At 54.6% G+C, this 17,916-nt stretch carries 18 protein-coding genes; 11 read left to right on the forward strand and 7 right to left on the reverse strand.

The genetic code is table 11. The annotated features are described in order from the left end of the window. Positions 1 to 286 precede the first annotated feature (286 nt). Positions 287 to 583, reverse strand: coding sequence for a hypothetical protein (locus F3I47_RS20690; protein WP_150030318.1), 297 nt, complete (start codon positions 581 to 583; stop codon positions 287 to 289). A gap of 198 nt (positions 584 to 781) precedes the next feature. On the opposite strand from F3I47_RS20690, the gene F3I47_RS20695 reads away from it, so the two are divergent. The 3 genes from F3I47_RS20695 (at position 782) to yajD (ending at position 1,865) form a co-directional block, all read left to right on the forward strand. Further along, the gene (locus F3I47_RS20695) at positions 782 to 958 is read left to right on the forward strand and encodes a general stress protein (protein WP_009093122.1); all 177 of its coding nucleotides are present in this window, start codon (positions 782 to 784) and stop codon (positions 956 to 958) included. A 215-nt stretch (positions 959 to 1,173) separates the two neighbouring features. After that, the gene (locus tag F3I47_RS22395; protein WP_162836542.1) at positions 1,174 to 1,341 is read left to right on the forward strand and encodes a hypothetical protein; all 168 of its coding nucleotides are present in this window, start codon (positions 1,174 to 1,176) and stop codon (positions 1,339 to 1,341) included. A 176-nt stretch (positions 1,342 to 1,517) separates the two neighbouring features. Next, positions 1,518 to 1,865, forward strand: a complete 348-nt coding sequence (gene yajD / locus F3I47_RS20700) for an HNH nuclease YajD (RefSeq protein ID WP_009093119.1) — start codon at positions 1,518 to 1,520, stop codon at positions 1,863 to 1,865. Between the two features lie 56 nt (positions 1,866 to 1,921). Here the strand turns inward: yajD and F3I47_RS20705 are convergent, their stop codons facing one another. Continuing rightward, positions 1,922 to 2,644, reverse strand: coding sequence for a 2-phosphosulfolactate phosphatase (locus F3I47_RS20705; RefSeq protein ID WP_150030319.1), 723 nt, complete (start codon positions 2,642 to 2,644; stop codon positions 1,922 to 1,924). Positions 2,645 to 2,833: 189 nt separating this feature from the next. Here F3I47_RS20705 and F3I47_RS20710 point away from each other — a divergent pair, with 189 nt between their 5' ends. The 4 genes from F3I47_RS20710 to F3I47_RS20725 all read left to right on the forward strand — a co-directional run bounded on the left by F3I47_RS20710 (position 2,834) and on the right by F3I47_RS20725 (position 8,206). After that, positions 2,834 to 3,172: a cupin domain-containing protein gene (locus F3I47_RS20710; RefSeq protein ID WP_150030320.1), complete on the forward strand. Its 339-nt coding sequence runs from the start codon at positions 2,834 to 2,836 to the stop codon at positions 3,170 to 3,172. A gap of 497 nt (positions 3,173 to 3,669) precedes the next feature. Then, positions 3,670 to 5,997 carry an FdhF/YdeP family oxidoreductase gene (locus F3I47_RS20715; protein ID WP_150030321.1) on the forward strand — a complete coding sequence of 776 codons (2,328 nt, stop codon included), beginning with the start codon at positions 3,670 to 3,672 and terminating at the stop codon, positions 5,995 to 5,997. A gap of 236 nt (positions 5,998 to 6,233) precedes the next feature. Then, complete coding sequence (locus F3I47_RS20720; protein ID WP_150030322.1) at positions 6,234 to 7,349, forward strand: metallophosphoesterase; 1,116 nt, start codon at positions 6,234 to 6,236, stop codon at positions 7,347 to 7,349. 56 nt (positions 7,350 to 7,405) lie between these two features. Then, positions 7,406 to 8,206, forward strand: a complete 801-nt coding sequence (locus F3I47_RS20725) for an MBL fold metallo-hydrolase (RefSeq protein WP_150030323.1) — start codon at positions 7,406 to 7,408, stop codon at positions 8,204 to 8,206. A gap of 49 nt (positions 8,207 to 8,255) precedes the next feature. On the opposite strand, the gene F3I47_RS20730 is transcribed toward F3I47_RS20725, so the two are convergent. Both F3I47_RS20730 and F3I47_RS20735 read right to left on the reverse strand, forming a co-directional pair. Then, positions 8,256 to 10,181 (reverse strand): methyl-accepting chemotaxis protein, encoded by a 1,926-nt coding sequence (locus F3I47_RS20730; protein ID WP_150030324.1) that lies wholly within the window; start codon positions 10,179 to 10,181, stop codon positions 8,256 to 8,258. Positions 10,182 to 10,790: 609 nt separating this feature from the next. Beyond that, positions 10,791 to 12,455, reverse strand: a complete 1,665-nt coding sequence (locus F3I47_RS20735) for a methyl-accepting chemotaxis protein (protein WP_150030325.1) — start codon at positions 12,453 to 12,455, stop codon at positions 10,791 to 10,793. 618 nt (positions 12,456 to 13,073) lie between these two features. Here F3I47_RS20735 and F3I47_RS20740 point away from each other — a divergent pair. Continuing rightward, positions 13,074 to 13,403: a hypothetical protein gene (locus F3I47_RS20740; RefSeq protein WP_046103071.1), complete on the forward strand. Its 330-nt coding sequence runs from the start codon at positions 13,074 to 13,076 to the stop codon at positions 13,401 to 13,403. Between the two features lie 59 nt (positions 13,404 to 13,462). Here F3I47_RS20740 and F3I47_RS20745 read toward each other — a convergent pair whose 3' ends face one another. Further along, entirely contained in the window at positions 13,463 to 13,696 is a 234-nt protein-coding gene (locus tag F3I47_RS20745; RefSeq protein ID WP_009093263.1) for a hypothetical protein, read from the reverse strand. 726 nt (positions 13,697 to 14,422) lie between these two features. On the opposite strand from F3I47_RS20745, the gene F3I47_RS20750 reads away from it, so the two are divergent. From F3I47_RS20750 to F3I47_RS20760, 3 genes are all read left to right on the forward strand, one after another. Then, positions 14,423 to 15,640 carry a diguanylate phosphodiesterase gene (locus F3I47_RS20750; RefSeq protein WP_150030326.1) on the forward strand — a complete coding sequence of 406 codons (1,218 nt, stop codon included), beginning with the start codon at positions 14,423 to 14,425 and terminating at the stop codon, positions 15,638 to 15,640. A 169-nt stretch (positions 15,641 to 15,809) separates the two neighbouring features. Continuing rightward, positions 15,810 to 16,019 carry a CsbD family protein gene (locus F3I47_RS20755; RefSeq protein ID WP_009093260.1) on the forward strand — a complete coding sequence of 70 codons (210 nt, stop codon included), beginning with the start codon at positions 15,810 to 15,812 and terminating at the stop codon, positions 16,017 to 16,019. 187 nt (positions 16,020 to 16,206) lie between these two features. Next, positions 16,207 to 16,971: a MerR family transcriptional regulator gene (locus F3I47_RS20760; protein ID WP_033736893.1), complete on the forward strand. Its 765-nt coding sequence runs from the start codon at positions 16,207 to 16,209 to the stop codon at positions 16,969 to 16,971. A gap of 72 nt (positions 16,972 to 17,043) precedes the next feature. On the opposite strand, the gene F3I47_RS20765 is transcribed toward F3I47_RS20760, so the two are convergent. Further along, the gene (locus F3I47_RS20765; protein WP_150030327.1) at positions 17,044 to 17,532 is read right to left on the reverse strand and encodes an Hsp20 family protein; all 489 of its coding nucleotides are present in this window, start codon (positions 17,530 to 17,532) and stop codon (positions 17,044 to 17,046) included. Positions 17,533 to 17,702: 170 nt separating this feature from the next. Further along, positions 17,703 to 17,915 carry a transcriptional regulator gene (locus F3I47_RS20770; RefSeq protein WP_150042103.1) on the reverse strand — a complete coding sequence of 71 codons (213 nt, stop codon included), beginning with the start codon at positions 17,913 to 17,915 and terminating at the stop codon, positions 17,703 to 17,705. Between the last annotated feature and the right edge of the window lies 1 nt (position 17,916).

A 17,916-nucleotide genomic window follows, 5' to 3' on the forward strand; every position in this document is an offset into this window, starting at 1 on the left:
AGGAGGGCTAAATGCAGGTCCGTTCGCGTTCAGAACTCGGCGCTGAGTACCGGTTTCGTCAATGATCGGCGGGCTCAACGCCTATGGGTTATCGCCCGTAGTAGGAAAACCTTTAACGATTGCTGCAGGTGGTTTAATCAATGAATTTGTTACATTTTATTAGCATAAAGTAAACCCGTACAGCGGCAGACCAGGAAGATATAAAGCTGCGCGGGCCTCTCTTCCGCCGCATCCGGATAAACGATGTGGCCGCACGGTTTCAGGAACTGAGCGGCACACTTTCCCGCTACCCTTCGTTCTGCTCCTGCCAGTGTTCTTCGCACCGCGCCCGCGCTTCAGCGGGCAGATCGCGCAAATCTGGCAATGTATCGCCGGAGCCGTAGCCCATTGATCCTGTTGCCTCCTGCTGTTCATCCTGCGCAGCGAAAGTAAGTTTCTCTTGCTGGGCCTGCCAGCTCTCGCCCTGCTGCCGGTAGATCACCGCATAAGTGGGCGTCTGGTCATCATCACCATAAATTTCATATTTCTGCTTCTGTCCACCGGAACCCAGCTCCAGCGTGTCGATTAAGGTGTCATTACGCATTGCGTTCTCCTTTTTCGTCAGGTTTTTAAGCGTAGTTCAACTGCCATGACCCTGCCGGGGCTAAAAATTCATTCATTACCCCTCCGCTTATCAAGGAATTCATCGTCAGCCTTTGCTTAAACGAAGCGGACGACTATCCTTCCTGCTGTGACTAGCTAGTCCTTTTTATCTCACGGAACACTGATAGGAGGTCTTTCTATGACACAACAGAAATACAGAGGTGGTGCCGGTAATTTTGCCAACGATCCAGAACGCGCGAGTGAAGCTGGCAGTGCAGGAGGCAAGGTCAGTGGGGGCAATTTCAAAAATGATCATGAAAAAGCCAGGGAAGCGGGTCGGAAAGGAGGCAAGATTAGTCGCCGTCCTTCTAAGTAGTTCTGAATAAAGCGCTTTAGGAGTTTGTACGCCATGGAGTGGCATCTCTGCCGACGATGTCCGGTGCTCTCACTCCGCCGTTTCGCTCTATTTCCTTCTGAACGTTACCGATACAGGCTGGCAGAGGGAGCGTTTATCATTCGTCTGATGAAGCACCGCGCAAAATAGTCAGTCCTGACTATCCTGAAATAAAGGATATTAATCAGGAGAGAACGATGAAATTTTTCTATTTCGTTTCGCTTATTGCCTCTGCACTCTATTTACTGGCCTTTCTGCCTAAACTCCGCACTCGCCGCGAACCCATTGCCTACTGGGGATGCTGGACTTATCTTGGTGCTAACGCCATTTTCTGGGCCGTTTATGGTGTTCTGCATTACATTTAGTGGAACGCCGTAAGCAAAGCGGAAAACAGCCATTTATTCCGGCTATCCGATTGAAATCAATGGCTGTTTTCACCCACTTCTTCGCAACAGGAGAGGATGATCTCTTCTTCTGTCCGATTGTGGGATATATTGGCAGCACTCTCATGAACCTCTCTGCATAACAGGTACTTTCGGCAATGGCTTTAATCCCTAAAAACTATGCGCGGCTTGAAAGCGGCTACCGTGAAAAAGCACTCAAACTCTATCCCTGGGTGTGTGGTCGCTGCTCGCGCGAGTTTGTTTATTCAAACCTGCGTGAACTGACGGTTCATCATATTGACCATGACCACACCAACAACCCGGAAGATGGCAGTAACTGGGAACTGTTGTGTCTCTATTGTCATGACCATGAACACTCGAAGTATACCGAGGCGGACCAGTATGGCACCCGCGTCGTGGCAGGCGAGGATGCACAAAAGGATGTCGGTGAAGCCACCTACAATCCTTTTGCTGACCTGAAATCGATGATGAATAAGAAGAAGTAACCTCTGCCCTTCCCGCCTGTCGGGTCGCTGAACGCGCACTGACAGGCTCAGATCCTTCACTGCCGGGCGGTATAAAAATCACCCTGCAACTGACACGCCTGTTGCCCGCTGTCCACCTCCAGACAGAGATCGACATCCTCACCAAACCCGCGCTGCTGAAGTTCCCGGGCTGAAGAGCACTCGCGAAGGGATAGCGGATTCATCTGCTGCCAGGCGGCGACCGCCCCCTGCGCTTCCGGGGAACAGCGGTCACGTCCGATAGCGGCAATAATGCCGCCTGCGGCCAGATAGTCTTCGATCGCAGGGCGAAGCGTGCCGTCAGGCCAACGCTCGCCGCAGGGGATAACCAGGACGCGCCGGAAGTCACGACAGGCTCTGGCAGTGAGTAAGAGATTCCGGAAACAGCCGCTGAATACCGTCACGCCATTCTCCCGCGCCAGGAACGAAATCGCTGAACCATTGGGAGAGGGAAGCACCAGTTTTTCGCCCGCGGCCAGTTTTTGCATCGACGCCGGAGAGAGACTGAAACCGCCTGAACCACTCAGCCTGTCAGGACTGGCTGCTCTTGCTCCGATGCTGTCTGCATAGGTCAACGCAGAGGCATCTTTCCAGGGGTACGGATAAACCTGTGCGCCCTGGTCGACCGCCAGACTGACACAGGTGGAAAATGACATGACGTCAACGATGACAATACAGTCCACATCCTGAGCAACGTAACCGACGGCCGCGGGCCCCCACTCAAGACGGATGTCAGACTGCGCCTGATTACACCACTGCATCTCTTATCCTCCGTGGCATGCTGCCACGCATCGCCAGCGATCATGCGCCAGATTGCCAACGGGCGCTCGTCAGTCAGAATATCAGGCTGCGCAGGAAGAAAACGATGGCTGAAATAAATGTTTGAAAATCAATTTCCTGGCCAGCTATAGTCAGCCAGAGAACATAAGCGACGATGCCGGAGCAGAACGATGATTTCAAAAGAGAATGCGGAACATTATCAGTGGGGTGACGGATGCGACGGCTGGTACCTGGTCAACCGCCAGGACATGTTAATCATTCACGAAAAAATGCCGCCCGGCACGCGTGAGAAACGGCACTATCATGCAGCGTCCAGACAGTTTTTCTTTGTCCTTAGCGGGGTGCTGACGATGGAGCTTGACGGCACCGTACGGGATATCAGCGCGCAACAGGGTATCGAAATCCCCCCGCAATCTGCACATCAGGCGCAGAATAACGGTGATGGCGCGGTCGAATTTCTGGTTATTTCGCATCCCACGACGCGCGGGGATCGTGAAGATATAGCCTGAGCAACCGCCTCTGTCATTACGGCAGGCGCGAAACACAAGAATACGCTGCCGTCATATTTACGCTGAACAGGCACGCTGCAACCTCTGCTGATATTGCCCTTCTGCGGCTGTGAATATTATTGCCGCATTAATGCAGGTCAGAAAATTTATCGACACAACTTTCCCTATCAGAAACTAATTAATTTCCGGGTACTTTCCGCGCCATTCACTTTTGTTAAAACAAATAAAAAACAGTCTTTTAAAAAGTTAAACTCGATACCAATGCTTATCAAATCTGAATTACTCACGATATTCCTGTTAAATCAGGACAGTCCGCCTCGCTTATTTCCCGACAAAAACAGCGCGGCGCTCTGCTTATTTTCGCGCTGAAAAGGATGGTGCGCCGGGCACAGAAACATTTTGAGAAAGAATTTCGCGACATATTAGCCAGAATCCACGCGGTTAACGATTTTCTGTACCAGACTTAGCCGATAACAATAGAGACAATGTGGAGCATTATGAAAGAGCAAAATCGCACAAATGGCATTGCCCCTTATGGTGGCGCGGCCGGTGGCTGGGGTGCATTAAAGGCGGTTGCCGATGCTATCCGCGGCCAGATGTCTGTAAAACAGGATGTTATCGCCCTGTTCAAAGTTAACCAGCCGCAGGGCTTTGACTGCCCGGGATGTGCCTGGCCGGATCCGCAACATGCCTCGTCCTTTGAATTCTGCGAAAACGGGGCAAAAGCCGTTTCATGGGAAGCGACCAGCAAACGCACCACACCCGCATTCTTTGCCGCCCATACGGTGACAGAGCTATGGGAGCGCAGCGCACTGCACCTTGAGGGCGAAGGCCGCCTGACGCATCCGATGAAGTACGATGCCGCATCTGACACCTATCAGCCCATCGAATGGGAGACCGCGTTTCGTGAGATTGGTGAACACCTGCGCAGTTATGAAGACCCGGACAGCGTGGAGTTTTACACCTCCGGCCGGGCCTCAAATGAAGCCGCGTTTCTGTGGCAGCTCTTCGCCCGCGAATATGGCACCAATAATTTCCCCGACTGCTCAAACATGTGTCATGAACCCACCAGCGTCGGACTGCCGGAGTCCATCGGCGTCGGCAAAGGCACGGTGGAGCTGGAGGACTTCGACCACTGCGACCTGGTGTTATGCATTGGTCACAATCCCGGTACGAATCACCCACGCATGCTGGGGACGCTGCGCGAAGTCGCTAAGCGCGGTGGCACGATTGTGGCGATCAACCCCCTGCGGGAGCGCGGTCTGGAGCGCTTTACCTCACCGCAAAGCCCGATAGAGATGCTGTCGCTCAGCTCGACTGAACTGGCCTCAACCTATTACAAAGTACGGGTGGGCGGCGATGCAGCGATGCTGAAAGGGGTGATGAAAATCCTGCTGACCCTGCATGAAGAAGCGCTGAGTCAAGGCAAACCGGGCGTCATTGATGAGGCGTTTATCACCCAGCACACCGAAGGCTTCGACGCGCTGAAAGCCGACCTGGAGAGCACCGACTGGGATCATATCCTGAAGGTCTCAGGGATGACGCGTGAAGAGATCCAGCACGTTGCCCGGCTCTATGCCAGCGCTGAACGCACGATTATCTGCTACGGCATGGGGATCACTCAGCACCAGTACGGCACCCAGAATGTGCAGCAGATTGCCAACCTGCTGCTGATGCGCGGCAACATCGGTAAACCCGGTGCAGGTATCTGTCCGTTACGCGGTCACTCCAACGTTCAGGGCGACCGCACGGTGGGCATCACGGAGATCCCGCCGCAATCGCTGCTGGACAGTATTGAGAAAGTGTTTGGCTTCCGGCCGCCGCAGAAGCATGGTCATGGTGCCGTTGAGGCGATTAAGGCGATGCGCGATGGCAAAGCCAAAGCGCTGCTCTGTCTGGGTGGTAACCTGGCAGAAGCGATCTCCGATCCACAGGTCACCTTCCCGGCGATGCGCAATCTCGATCTGGTTGTGCATATGGCGACCAAGCTGAACCGCTCACACCTGCTGCTCGGCAGGCATAACTATCTGCTGCCGGTGCTGGGCCGCACGGAGACGGATGTGCAGGCAACGGGCGCGCAGAGTGTGACGGTAGAAGATTCGATGTCCATGGTGCATGCCTCGCGCGGCTCGCTCGAACCGGCATCGCCGCATCTCAAATCGGAACCGGCACTGGTGGCCGCGCTGGCTAAAGCGACCCTGCCAGACAGCGTGGTGGACTGGTCCGCGATGGCAGCCGATTACAGCCGCATCCGTGACGCCATCGAAGCGGTCTTTCCGGCGTTCGAAAACTTCAACGAGCGGATTAAGCACCCGGGTGGATTCCGGCTCTATAACGCCGCATCAGAACGCGTCTGGCATACGCCTTCCGGTAAGGCGCAGTTCAAAGTGATGCAGGGCATCAATGAAGATCCCCGATCGCTGAAATGCCATGACCTGGTGCTGACCACCCTGCGCAGTCACGACCAGTACAACACGACCCTTTATGGGCTGAACGATCGCTATCGTGGCGTCACGGGCCGTCGTGATGTTCTGTTTATTAATGCCGAAGAGGCGGAAAAACGCCAGTTGCGGGTGGGCGACCGTGTCGATTTGATGGCGCTGGACCCGGAGGGCAATCCTACCTCCCGCCAGATGAAAAACCTGACGATTGTGATAATCGATATGGCACCCGGATCGGTCGGGGCCTACTATCCGGAAGCCAACGTGATGGTGCCGCTCGACAGCCACGACACGCAGAGCGGCATTCCGGCTTACAAAAGTATTCCGATCGCCATGACGCGCGTGACGGAGGAGACGCAGACGACGTCGGGTGTGCTGCGCTGATCCCGCGTGTCGCAAAGGGTAAGACCTGATGTTACCAGCGTGGCCGGCGTGCCGGTCACGCTGGTTTTTTCGTCCCGGCCAGGCGGCCCGCAGCGCCGGATTTAACACTGCCAGAGCACCTGCCGTGAAGCAGACCTGGCAAAATCATCCTATACCTTACCGGGCTAAAACGGTTTCATTCGCTATCCTCTCTTAACTGCCTGCGCTGACCGTCAGCGCCTCACCGGAAAATTGCCATGTTTCACCTGATTTTCAGCTTACCCAGCTGGTATGTCATTGCCCGCGTCATTATTCCTTTGTCCCTGCCCCTGTCCGCAAAAATCCTGCTCTCTGCACTGGCGCTGCTGGCCTCTCAATATCTGCTGGTGAGTCGCTTCACATCCGGCGGGATCTTCTCGGCCGAGATGCCCCGCGCCATCATCATTCTGTTTAACTGGGCTTACGGCACCGTGCTGCTGCTGGCCGTGTTTCAGATCGTGCTGGATGCTGTCATGCTGCTAGCCCTGCTGCTGCGACATCCGCTGCCGCTGTCACCCGGTGCGCGCTATCTGACCGTCCTGCTGGCGATGGGGCTGGCGGCTTTCGGGGTTCAGCAGGCAATACGGGTGCCTCCCGTCAAAGAGGTGACGCTGTTCCTGCCGAATCTGCCTGCTGAGTTTGATGGCTATCAGCTTCTGCAACTGACCGACCTGCATATCACGCGACTGTTTAATGCTGCCTGGACCCGCGCCATGGTGGAGCGGGCGATGTCCCTCCGGCCCGACCTTATTGTGGTGACGGGGGATGTAATCGATGGCAGCCTGGAACACCGGCGGCATGATGTTGCGCCACTGCACGGTCTGGCTGCGCCCGACGGCGTCTGGGCCATCACCGGCAATCACGAATATTTCTTTCATCAGGCGATCTGGACGGCGCATCTGGCTTCGCTGGGACTGCAGCCGCTGCTTAACAGCCATACGGTGATTCAGCGCGGTGAAGCCAGCCTGGTCATTGCGGGTCTGCCCGACGCCTCCGCGCCGCGCCGACAGGCGACCGGCCCCGATCTGGCCCGTGCGCTGGAGCAGGTTCCCAAAAACGCCCCCATTATTCTGCTGGACCACCAGCCACGTCATGCCCGCGAGAACGCCGCACAGGGTGTCGATGTGCAGCTCTCCGGCCATACGCACGGAGGCCTGATTGTCGGGCTGGATCGCCTGTTTGCAAAACCCAACGCCGGTTTTGTTTCCGGGCTTTATCAGGTCGGCAGAATGCAGCTTTATGTCAACAACGGCACGGCGCTCTGGCCTGGCATGGCGATCAGGCTGGGCCGCCCCTCGGAGCTGACCCGGATTACCCTGCGCCGTCAGCCCTGAGGCGATAAAGGCGCCGCCGGGTGCGCATCATTCCGATCGAGACAAAGGAGAACATCATGACCCTGTTATGTACCGCCTGTGGCACCGCCTATCCTGCTTCGGCCACTCATCAGCACTGTAAAATCTGTGAGGATGAACGTCAGTATATCCCGGCTTCGGGTCAGGGCTGGATCCCGTTCGACCAGCTGCGCGCCAGCCATGCCAATAAATGGACGGCACACAGTGAGGCGCTGTTAAGTTTTAAAACCGTGCCGGCTTTTGCCATCGGCCAGCGCGCTTTTCTGCTGCGGACGCCGCAGGGCAACGTGCTGTGGGACTGCCTTGCCAACCTTGATGATGCCACCTTTACGCTGATCGCGGCGCTGGGCGGCATTGATGCCATCGCGATTTCACATCCGCACTACTACACCACGATGCAGGAGTGGGCAGAGGCGTTTAACGCGCCCATTCATCTGCATGCCCGTGATCGGCAGTGGATCGTCCGGGAGAGCCCGCATATCCGGCTCTGGCAGGGCGACTCGCTGACGCTGATGCAGGGTGTGACGCTGTTACGGCTGGGGGGGCATTTCCCGGGTGGCTGCGTGCTGCACCGGGACGAAGGCGACGGGATCATTCTGGCGGGTGATATTCTGCAGGTTACGCCGGGTGCGCATGGCGTGTCGTTTATGTGGAGCTATCCGAACATGCTGCCGCTCTCTGCGGCGACGGTTGGCGACATTCTGCAGCGGCTCTCGGGTGTGACATTCGGACAGCTTTATGGCGCCTTTGAAGGTCAGGATATTCTTCAGCAGGCGAAAGAGAAGGTGATGCGATCGGGAGAGAAGTATCTTGCCTGTCTGCAGGATCATCAGGCGTGACACAGTAACCGAACAGCCGCCCCTTCAGGCGACGGCTGTTCCGGTCTTATCAGGCCGTTTTAAACAGCGCGACCAGGGTACGCAACTGCACGGCCCGCCCGGCAAGCTCATCCGCAGAAGAAGCGGACTCTTCAACCAGCACGGCGTTCTGCTGGGTGACCTGATCCATCTGATTGACCGCAATATTGACCTGCGAAATGCCGCTGGTCTGCTCTTCCGTAGAGGAGGAGATATCGCGCATCAGCTGAGAAGTCTGTTCAATCGCGCTGACGCTCTGCTTCACTCTGTCGCCTGCGTTCCGGGCCATCGTGATCCCTTCCTGCGCATGAAGCACCGACTGCTCAATCAGACTCTTGATCTCTTTGGCTGCTGTCGCTGAACGCTGTGCCAGCGCCCGCACCTCTGAGGCAACAACGGCAAAGCCTTTACCCTGCTCTCCGGCACGCGCCGCTTCAACCGCCGCATTCAGTGCCAGAATGTTGGTCTGGAAAGCAATGCTGTCGATTACCGACGTGATCTCTTCAATTTGTCCCGAACTGCCGCGGATTTTGTGCATGGTTTCCATCACCGAATCCATGGCCGAGCCACTGGAGAGGGCCGCCTGCGTCGCAGAATCCGCGCGTTCAGAGGCAAAGCGGGTGTTCTCGGCATTCTGCTGCATGATGGACGCCAGTTGCTCCATGCTGGCAGCCGTTTCCGCCAGGGACGCCGCCTGCTCTTCGGTGCGTGACGAGAGGTCGCCATTGCCGCGGGCAATCTCTTCCGACGAGCTGGCGATGGTCGCGGCGTTGCCTTTGATATCGGAGACCAGCTGGGCAAGACGCTGCTGCATCTGCATCAGGGCATTCAGCAGCTCAGCCATTTCGTTGCTGCCGGACACGGTCAGCTCCGCCGTCAGATCACCGGCGGCGACGCGACTGGCGACTTCCACGGCCTCTCTGACCGGCCGGGTGACCGAACGGGTGATCATCACGGCCAGCAGGATCGCCAGCAGGGCAATCGCCAGAAGCCCGGACAGCAACAGATACTGTGCATGTCGGCGCTCATCGATTTGTGACTGCAGGAGTATCTGCAGCTGGTTGCTGCTCTGACTGCCCAGCATGCCATAGCGATTAATCGCTTCGGTTAAGATACGGACATATTCTACCGGCGTAATCGTGACATTCCCGGTCACAATCGCCCCTTCAGCCTGCTGCAGAGCATTCAGAGCCTGCTGTCTGGCATTCTGCGCCAGCTCGCCGAACATCGCTTTGAGATCCGGTTCAATGGTGAATACCTTATCCATGTTACTGCTGAACTGTGACAGCGCCGTTTTGCCATTATCGATCTGGAAGGCCAGGCGGCTGCGATCGGCATCAGAGATGTTACCGCTGGCGATCAGTGAAGCCCCCCCGCCACGGATCTGACCCAGCGTCTCGGTCAGCAGCGGCAGTCGGCTATAAACACTGACGATCAGCTGGTAGGTATTCAAATCAGCATCCAGTGAGAGCTGGTAGTAATCCAGTACATCCTGATTCGTTTCCAGCAGAACCTGGATCAGATGCGTGTGCCGTGCCAGGCTGGTCGCCAGCGTCAGTCGTCCGCCCACCAGATCTTCCTGCAGCTGACGCCACTCCTGATTAACCTGGTCCAGACGCGTTAATGGCTGCGCCTGCTCACTGCTTTGACGCAGATCGGCAGCAATGCTTTCAGATACGCTGTTAATCTGGGTCACTAACGCCAGACGCGGTGGGTTATCCATTCTGTTCTGGCCAATGGCGATGGCGCTTTCTGCCCGATGACGCTGCAGCAGGCTCAGCAGCTGCAGTACTTTTTTCTCAACCGGAATACCGGTGAGTTCAACTTTCTTGGTGTCAATGAGCTGGTTGCCCGTCTGAATAAAGAGAAAAGTGGGTAAAACAAACAGCACCAGTGCAAAGGCTCCCAGTAAAAGGAATTTTGCTGGCAAATTAATCCGGTCGAGTACTTTTTTCATTCTTTTCCGCTCTGATGTGTTAAGCATGCAGGTGATGTCATACCCAAAATGGGTAATGTAATTTTATTTTTACGAATTCTTCATATGCAGCCCATAGCGGTTTGCGCGTAGCACGAAGCCGCCTGAAGGCAATGAAATTTACTTAGTTAAATAAAGGGCTGGATAACAGCAAGAGAGAGTATAGATTGCGCCAGGTTATTTTACAGTGAATAAACAGACGATAGTTACAGCCACTTTCACTTAAGCCAAACCGAAAAATAACGACAGATATCAATGCCATGAACGCTTCCTGACAAATATCACCTGTAAAGCCTTAAGCCAGACTTCAGCATCAACATCTGGAAAATAAAGAAATTAAAGTTAGCCCGGAATCAGCCGATACTAGCTGCCGTCTTTTTTCAGGAATAATTATCATTAAGGATAAGAGATTAATTTATCCTTCCCGGGCAATTAATATTCAAACCGTTATTACCGGGCAGGCCCTGAAAATATAATAAATGAAATCGTTTTCATTTAATTTAAAGAAGCGTGATGCGTTGAAATAAAAATGAAATAAAGGCAAAAAAAAAGCCCCCACAATGTGGAGGCTTTTCGGGAACAGCTTAAAGCTTAAAAGCTTTCCCAGTTTGCTTTGCTCAGGTCAACACTCTGCGGTTCAGGCTGACGGCTCTTTTTAGCCGGACGGAAGGCAGAAGCGGTCTGTGGCTGCAGCTGCGGTGCAACACGGCCTGAGCTTTCAACGGTAAAGGTCGAGACCAGCGCCGACAGCGTTTCGGCCTGTTCCTGAAGTGATTTCGAGGCAGAAGAGGCTTCTTCCACCAGCGCGGCGTTCTGCTGCGTCACTTCGTCCATCTGGCCAATCGCCTGATGAACCTGCTCAATGCCTTTGCTCTGCTCAGAGGTAGCCGCGGCAATCTCATTGACCAGATCGGCGACCTGCTGGATCGCGTGACGCACGTTTTCGCTGTTTGAACCGACGCTGTTGGCCTGCTCTAAGCCGTGCTCAACCTGCGAAACGGACGTGGAAATAAGGTCTTTGATTTCGCGGGCAGCCGACGAGGAGCGTTGTGCCAGGTTACGCACTTCCGACGCAACCACGGCAAAACCGCGACCATGTTCACCGGCACGTGCTGCTTCCACCGCCGCATTCAGCGCCAGAATATTCGTCTGGAAGGCGATGCCTTCAATCAGCCCGGTGATTTCCGAGATTTTGGCCGAGCTGGCGCGAATATCATCCATCGTGGTGAGCATCTGCTTCACAGCCGTTCCGTTCTGGATCGACATATGGTTGGCGTTATTCGCCAGACTGCTGGCCTGATGCGCGCCTTCGGAGTTCTGCCGCACCGTTTCACTCAGCGTGGCCATGCTCGCTGAGGTCTGCTCCAGCGAAGCAGCCTGCTCCTCGGTGCGGGCAGAGAGATCTTCGTTACCTGCTGCGATCTGCGTTGAACCCGTACTGACTGATTGCGCAGCATGATTCACCGAGAGCAGCGTGCCAGAGACGCGCGCCAGCAGCTGATTAAACGCCATGGCCGTCTGGCCAATCTCATCCTTACGGCTGACATCCGCAGTATGCGTCAGATCAAGCGTGTGGCTGACCTGGGTCATGGTATTCACGATGCCAGAGAGGCTTCTCTTGATGCCCACGATCACCTTAACGGAGAAGGCAGCCAGAATCAGGATCACCAGTAATGATCCTACTGACATCGCCCACAGGGTCTGGGTGTAGACGCGTTTGTTTTCAGCACGCAGCTGTTCGCCGATGTCGATGTTCAGCTGAATCTGACGGGTGAAGTCCGCTTCCATTTTACGGGTTGCAGCGCCCACACCATTTTCACTCTGCAACAGTGGCAGGGTGACTGCGTCATCATGAGCGCGCGATGCGGCAAGGAAAGCCGGCAGTGCACTGCGCACCGCATCCAGATTCCTGTTAGCCTGTTCTGTCATCGCCTTGTCTTCATCGCTGGAGATGTCATTGGCCATGTAATAATCGTTCAGCGATTTAATCTGCTGCAGCAGATTATTAATGCGCTCTTCTGCAGCGGGGAACTTTGTCTCATCGCTGGTGCTGTGATAGCGGTAAAGAGCAATGCCTAACTGATTGGTTACGCTGATCGATTTATTCAGATCGCGAATACTGGGTATCGCGTTCACCTGCACATATTCAAAACGGGACTGAAAACCCGAAATTACAGATAACGAGATAATCACCAGTGCAATCAGTGACATTGCAAGCAGTGAGAAAATCATTACCAGACGCTGTGTAATAGTCATAAAGCACCCCTGGGGAGAAAGAATAATTTGAACAAAAGTTAATGCTGGATCGTTCTTATCGGCTTTCTTCAGCGGGGCTTTAATTGATCGCGGGAGATATATTTTTTTATTTTTTTCTTGCGCCTGACGCAGAGTGAACTAACAACGCAAAGAGGCTGATTCTTATTCTCTTTTAGAGTTAACATATTATTTACATCCCGCCATCCATGCTCACTTTCCTCCCTTAACTCTTTATCGTTATATGCAGCAACAATGCCGGATATAAGCACTGAATGTCAGTTGTGGCGATCTGATAATAACGTGGCTGATTTAACAGCAGTGCTCAGGTAATCGGCAACGCTAAGCCTGCTCTTCTCCCGGAGAGGGTACACGGCGGCTGTCAGCGGCAGAACGCGACAGCGAAATCCTGCCCTGTCAGCGCGCTCAGCAGCCTCAGGGCATGGCAAACCTCGTTGTGGCGGGAGCACCTGCAACTCGGATTTTAGCCATTTGTGGCAGGGCCAGATTAAATTAGTGAATTGACTGGCGGAATGCTGATTCTGGTCTATGCTCACTGGCCCGACCAGGTTTTAACCTGCCGGACAGCACTAACGCTTACAATAAAAAAAGGTAGTCATCATGGATTTAGCCACATTTGAAACCAGAACCGGTCTTTGGCCACACATGCAGTTTACGGATGTTGAATATGAAGCATGCAGCAGTGGCGTTGAGATCTACGCCATTGATGTCACCCGTCAGACCAAGAGCAAGCTGTTTATCTGTCGCGTTGCAAACGAACAGCAGGCGGCCTCGCTGACGGCACAGTTTAAAGAGTGGTTACCGAAAATTAAGCTGAAAAAACGCAAAGTGGCTCTGAATATGGCCCGCACGGGCTGCGAGAAGAGCTATTCTGCCAGGCCTAACTACCAGGACCGCGCCGGGTTGCGTCAAAGCAGCGTCAGGGCCTGATTGCGGCCTCAGCCTGTCTCTGCAGGCAGGCTGAGTGCCTGATGGTGCTGCGGTGCGCGCTAATTGCGCGCCGCAGGAACCTGAAACAGCCGGCACTCACCCGGTTCGGTGGAGATATCACGGAATGTCGTGATATGGATCTCTATCCAGACATTCGCCGCTCGCATGGTGTGAGGTGTGTTGTGCAGGTCCAGCTGCGTGACAAAGTCCCGGGTGCTGATCGTACACAGCCCCTCGCTATCCCGCCTCATCGCCTCTCTGAATGCGATCCAGACAGCATCATCCTGTTGCATTGCATTGCCCCCGTAACGTCTCACTACCATCAGCTGTATATATAAACAGTATAATTATTCCCGGAGTCGGTCAAGCCTGTCTGGTTTTCGGCTGCGGAGGACGCCCTGCCCTGCCATTTTTATCCGTGTCCGCCAGCGAAACGGGACTTTAATCCAAATCTTAGAAAACGTTTTCATTGGCGTTTAACACATTGATTAACCTAAAAATGCATTAAAGTGATCATTCTAATCATCTGATATCAAACTAAAAAAAGGGTTAACCGCAGCGGCATTCAGGCCGCTTTTGCCCTATCTTTAAATGGCTCTGTAACGAAATCCACTTCCTTTACAGAGTGATCTGACTCCTACCCTTGCCCCCTTAAACAGGGGGCACTTTTTCAGAGAGTGCAGCAGCAGAGATCACGTTTCACCGGCCAGCATGAAAGGGCTGATGAAAGCAACCTGTGAACATCCGATTAACCAGCGCCTCACCAGGGATGCTGTGTCGTTATAATAATGCGCTATATCTTCTGTTCGCCCCCGCTTTAACGGGGGGCTTTTCTGCTTTATTACAATTGCCTGATCGCTGTCCCGGGAAAATGGTGATTAATGCCTCTTAACCCCGGGCGGGATTCACAGCGATATTAATACCGAAAGCAGAACAGCATAATCATTTCAGTTGTGCCCTTAACCCCCGAAATATCTGTGATATGGTTAATAAGTCTCAACTGCCATGCGAGTCCGCTTATGCTCTCCACCCTTATTTACCGCAGCCAGCTTGCGGGTTCTGTCTCGCCGGAGAAACTGCAGGCGCTGGTGGAGCGTGCCAGTGTTAAAAACGCCGCGGCCGAGGTCACCGGGATCCTGCTTTATGACGGGCAGCACTTTTTTCAGGTGCTGGAGGGGAGCGTTGAGAATGTCCACACGGTTTTTCAGCGAATCAGTCAGGACGATCGGCATTTTAATCTGATCGAGCTGATGCGTGACTACGCCCCGGCACGGCGATTTGGTCACGCCGGCATGGCCCTGTTTGATTTGCGAGACTATCAGAAGCATACCGTGGTGGAGGCTCTGCTTGGCCGGGTCACGCTTAATGAGGAGCGTATCCGGCATGATCGGGTCGTCAAATTCCTGCGTTCGTTTGTTGAAGGACGGGATAAAGAGACTTTTATTGAGATCGAACCAGCCAGTCAGTGGACACTGACCACTCCCTCCTCCTCCGCTGTAGCGCTTTCCTGCCCGCCGGCCGCCGATCAGCGCTGTGCGTTTGCGCTGCAGCCGATTGTGGATGCCACAAATCGCCAGATTGTTTCCTGTGAAGCCCTGATCCGCGGTCAGCATGGCGCTTCACCCGCCGACTATTTTTCTCAGCTACCGGAAAGCCAGCGCTATCAGGCCGATCTTCACTCCAAGACCTATGCTTTCCGGCTGGCCGGACAGCTTGGCCTGGGCGATCAGACCCTCTCCGTTAACCTGTTGCCGATGTCACTGGTGATGATCGAGGGGGCGGTCGATCATCTTCTTCAGCAAATCCGGCTGCAGGGATTGCGACCGGAGCAGGTCGTGGTAGAAGTCACTGAAGATGAGGTCATCTCACGCTTTGACGCCTTTCAGTCCGCAGTGCGCCAGCTGAAAGCGGCCGGCATCAGCCTGGCGCTCGACGATTTTGGCGCCGGTTTTGCTGGCCTGTCTCTGTTAGCCGATTTTCAGCCCGACAAAGTTAAAATCGATCGCAAGCTGATCACTGATATTCACCGCAGCGGCCCGCGTCAGGCGATTGTGCTGGCCATCCTGAAATGCTGTCAGGCGCTGGAAATCACGGTCATCGCAGAAGGCGTTGAAAAAATTGAAGAGTGGCTCTGGCTTGAAGGTGCCGGGGTTCGCTATTACCAGGGTTTTCTGTTTGCGCGCCCTGCTCTCAACGCCCTGCCTGCCGTCAGCTGGCCCTCACGACGCCCGGCGTAATCCCGCCTGACTTCCGCTTGCACGCTGCCGTTTTGCTCATAATTTGATGCGGCTCACACCGCTTCGCTGCAAAGAGCAAAAGCTGTGCCATGCTTGATCCATCTGACAGCCATCTGGCCAACAGATATTCATCAGATCCCTGGATAATCACCGAGTTGGGAGAATCACCATGAACGAAGATCGCATTGGCGGTAACTGGAAGCAGTTTAAAGGTAAGGTTAAGGAAAAATGGGGCGATCTCACGGATGACGATATGACCGTTGTGGAAGGGAAGCGCGATCAGCTGGTCGGTAAAATTCAGGAACGTTACGGCTACGAGAAAGATCGTGCCGAGCAGGAAGTGAAAGAGTGGGAAGATTCCAACAAGTATCACTGGTAATCCCCTTTTCCCGCCGGGCGTTTACGCGCCCGGTGCCTGCCCTTTTCTCTCATGGATGTTAACGACCCCGCCCCGCTGTGCAACACCCGATACATTATGGAAATGATTGTTTCTTTATTCATCGCTGGCGCGCATACTACGCTGACTTCCCTGGTGACGGGAGCCCAAAACCTTACGGATACCAATCATGCCTCAACACTCTACCGACACGATATGTGCGCTTGTCGGTGTTCTTCCTGAAACGCTGAGACGCTGGCGCCGCGCCGGGTTGATTACGCCACCGGATGCTGGCGGTTATTCAGATAATCAGCTTACGCGTGCCCTCTATGTGCGGGATATGACGTCAGGCGGCCATACGCTTTTCGATATCCATGCAGCGCTTAACTGGCCCAGTGTTACGCTGCCCGGCGGCTGGGCCTGCCGGGAAGAGGATATGCTGCAGCTGCTCTCTCAGAGCTCAGACGAGGATATTCATCGCGAGTTGCGGATGATGAACATTGACTACTGTGGCGATGATTATGTGAACTGCTACCTGCGCCCGCTTAATCTCTGGCTGCGTACTGACGTCAGCGAAGGGGCAGCGCAGCGTCTTGAGCGTTTTCACACCGCCGTGGTGGGTCAGTGGGAACGCCTGGCGCAGGCCGCCAGACGACGCAGCACCATCCCGCTGTTCCTTGAAGCGGTCAGCGTGACGGATGAGACAGAGATCTGGATGGAAGCGATACGGCTCAACGGACAGGGATTCCGGGTTGAAGTGGCCGCCGAGGCGTCAGGCGTGCCTGCCGTGGCGAATCACCGCTTTGAGCACCATCTGATGTGGTGTGGCGACGGAATTACGCCATCCATGAAGGCAATTTTTCAGTCCAGTCTTGAGGCAGGCGATCCCGTCATGCTGACCGGAACAGACACCCGCGTGAAACTGCCTGAAAACACCCTCTCCGCCAGCGCCTGATTCCATGACTTCTTTTGCCTGCCTGCGATCAAAAAGGCGGAAACAGCCTTTGCCATTTCCGCCCTGCAGCTATCAGTGATGCTCAAGCGTACGCGGACCGCCGATGGCAATCGGAATGCGACGCGGTTTCTCGCTCTCCGGTATCTCCTGAATCAGATCGATACGAAGTAATCCCTCAGCCAGACTGGCTCCGGTGACCTTCATATGCTCCGGAATGGAAAAGTTCAGCTGGAAGTCGTGGCGCGCTATCCCGCGATGGATCCAGCCGCCATTATCCTCCCGGGTCTCGCCTGTCGATTCCTGCGACGCTTTTTCCCTGTGACCGGCGATGGAAAGACGCCCGCCACGTAACTCGATCTCCAGCTCATGCTCTTTCCAGCCAGGCGTGCTGACGGTCAGCGCATAGTGGTTATCCTCCACGCGCTGCAGATCATAAGCGGGAACGGAGGTGACCGGGCTGTCACCCGTCAGCTGACTGAACAATTTATCGATGCGGCTGAAGCGGTCTGAAAAAACGGAATCAGCCAGCGAAGGCAAAACTGAAAAGGGTTGTAGTGACATCGTGATAATCTCCTGAACAGGTTCATCCAAAAGTTCATCTGACCGGTTTCAGATTCCCGATCACCTTCAAAATAGGGATTAGCGCTACATTTTCAAGCCGGGAAATAGATTTTTTCCGCTTCACCGGAGCCTGTTATCACCGGGAATCAAATCAGGATAGCGGGCTGCCGCTATTTTTTATTCTGCGGTGCAAGAACGAAATGAGGATGACGGCCGGCCAGCAGCAGCAGCAACTCATATTCACCCTGACTCAGCAGCGCAGGATTGGCTGCAGCTTCTTTCGTCTGCCAGACGCGCAGACTGAGGTCGAAACGCTCTGCGGCGCTCTGCTGTGACAGCCCGGCGGCCAGACGAAGTTCACGCACATTACTCTGTACAGCCACA

This window comes from Pantoea sp. M_10 (genome assembly GCF_008631515.1).
GTDB classification, from domain to species: Bacteria; Pseudomonadota; Gammaproteobacteria; order Enterobacterales; family Enterobacteriaceae; genus Pantoea; species Pantoea anthophila.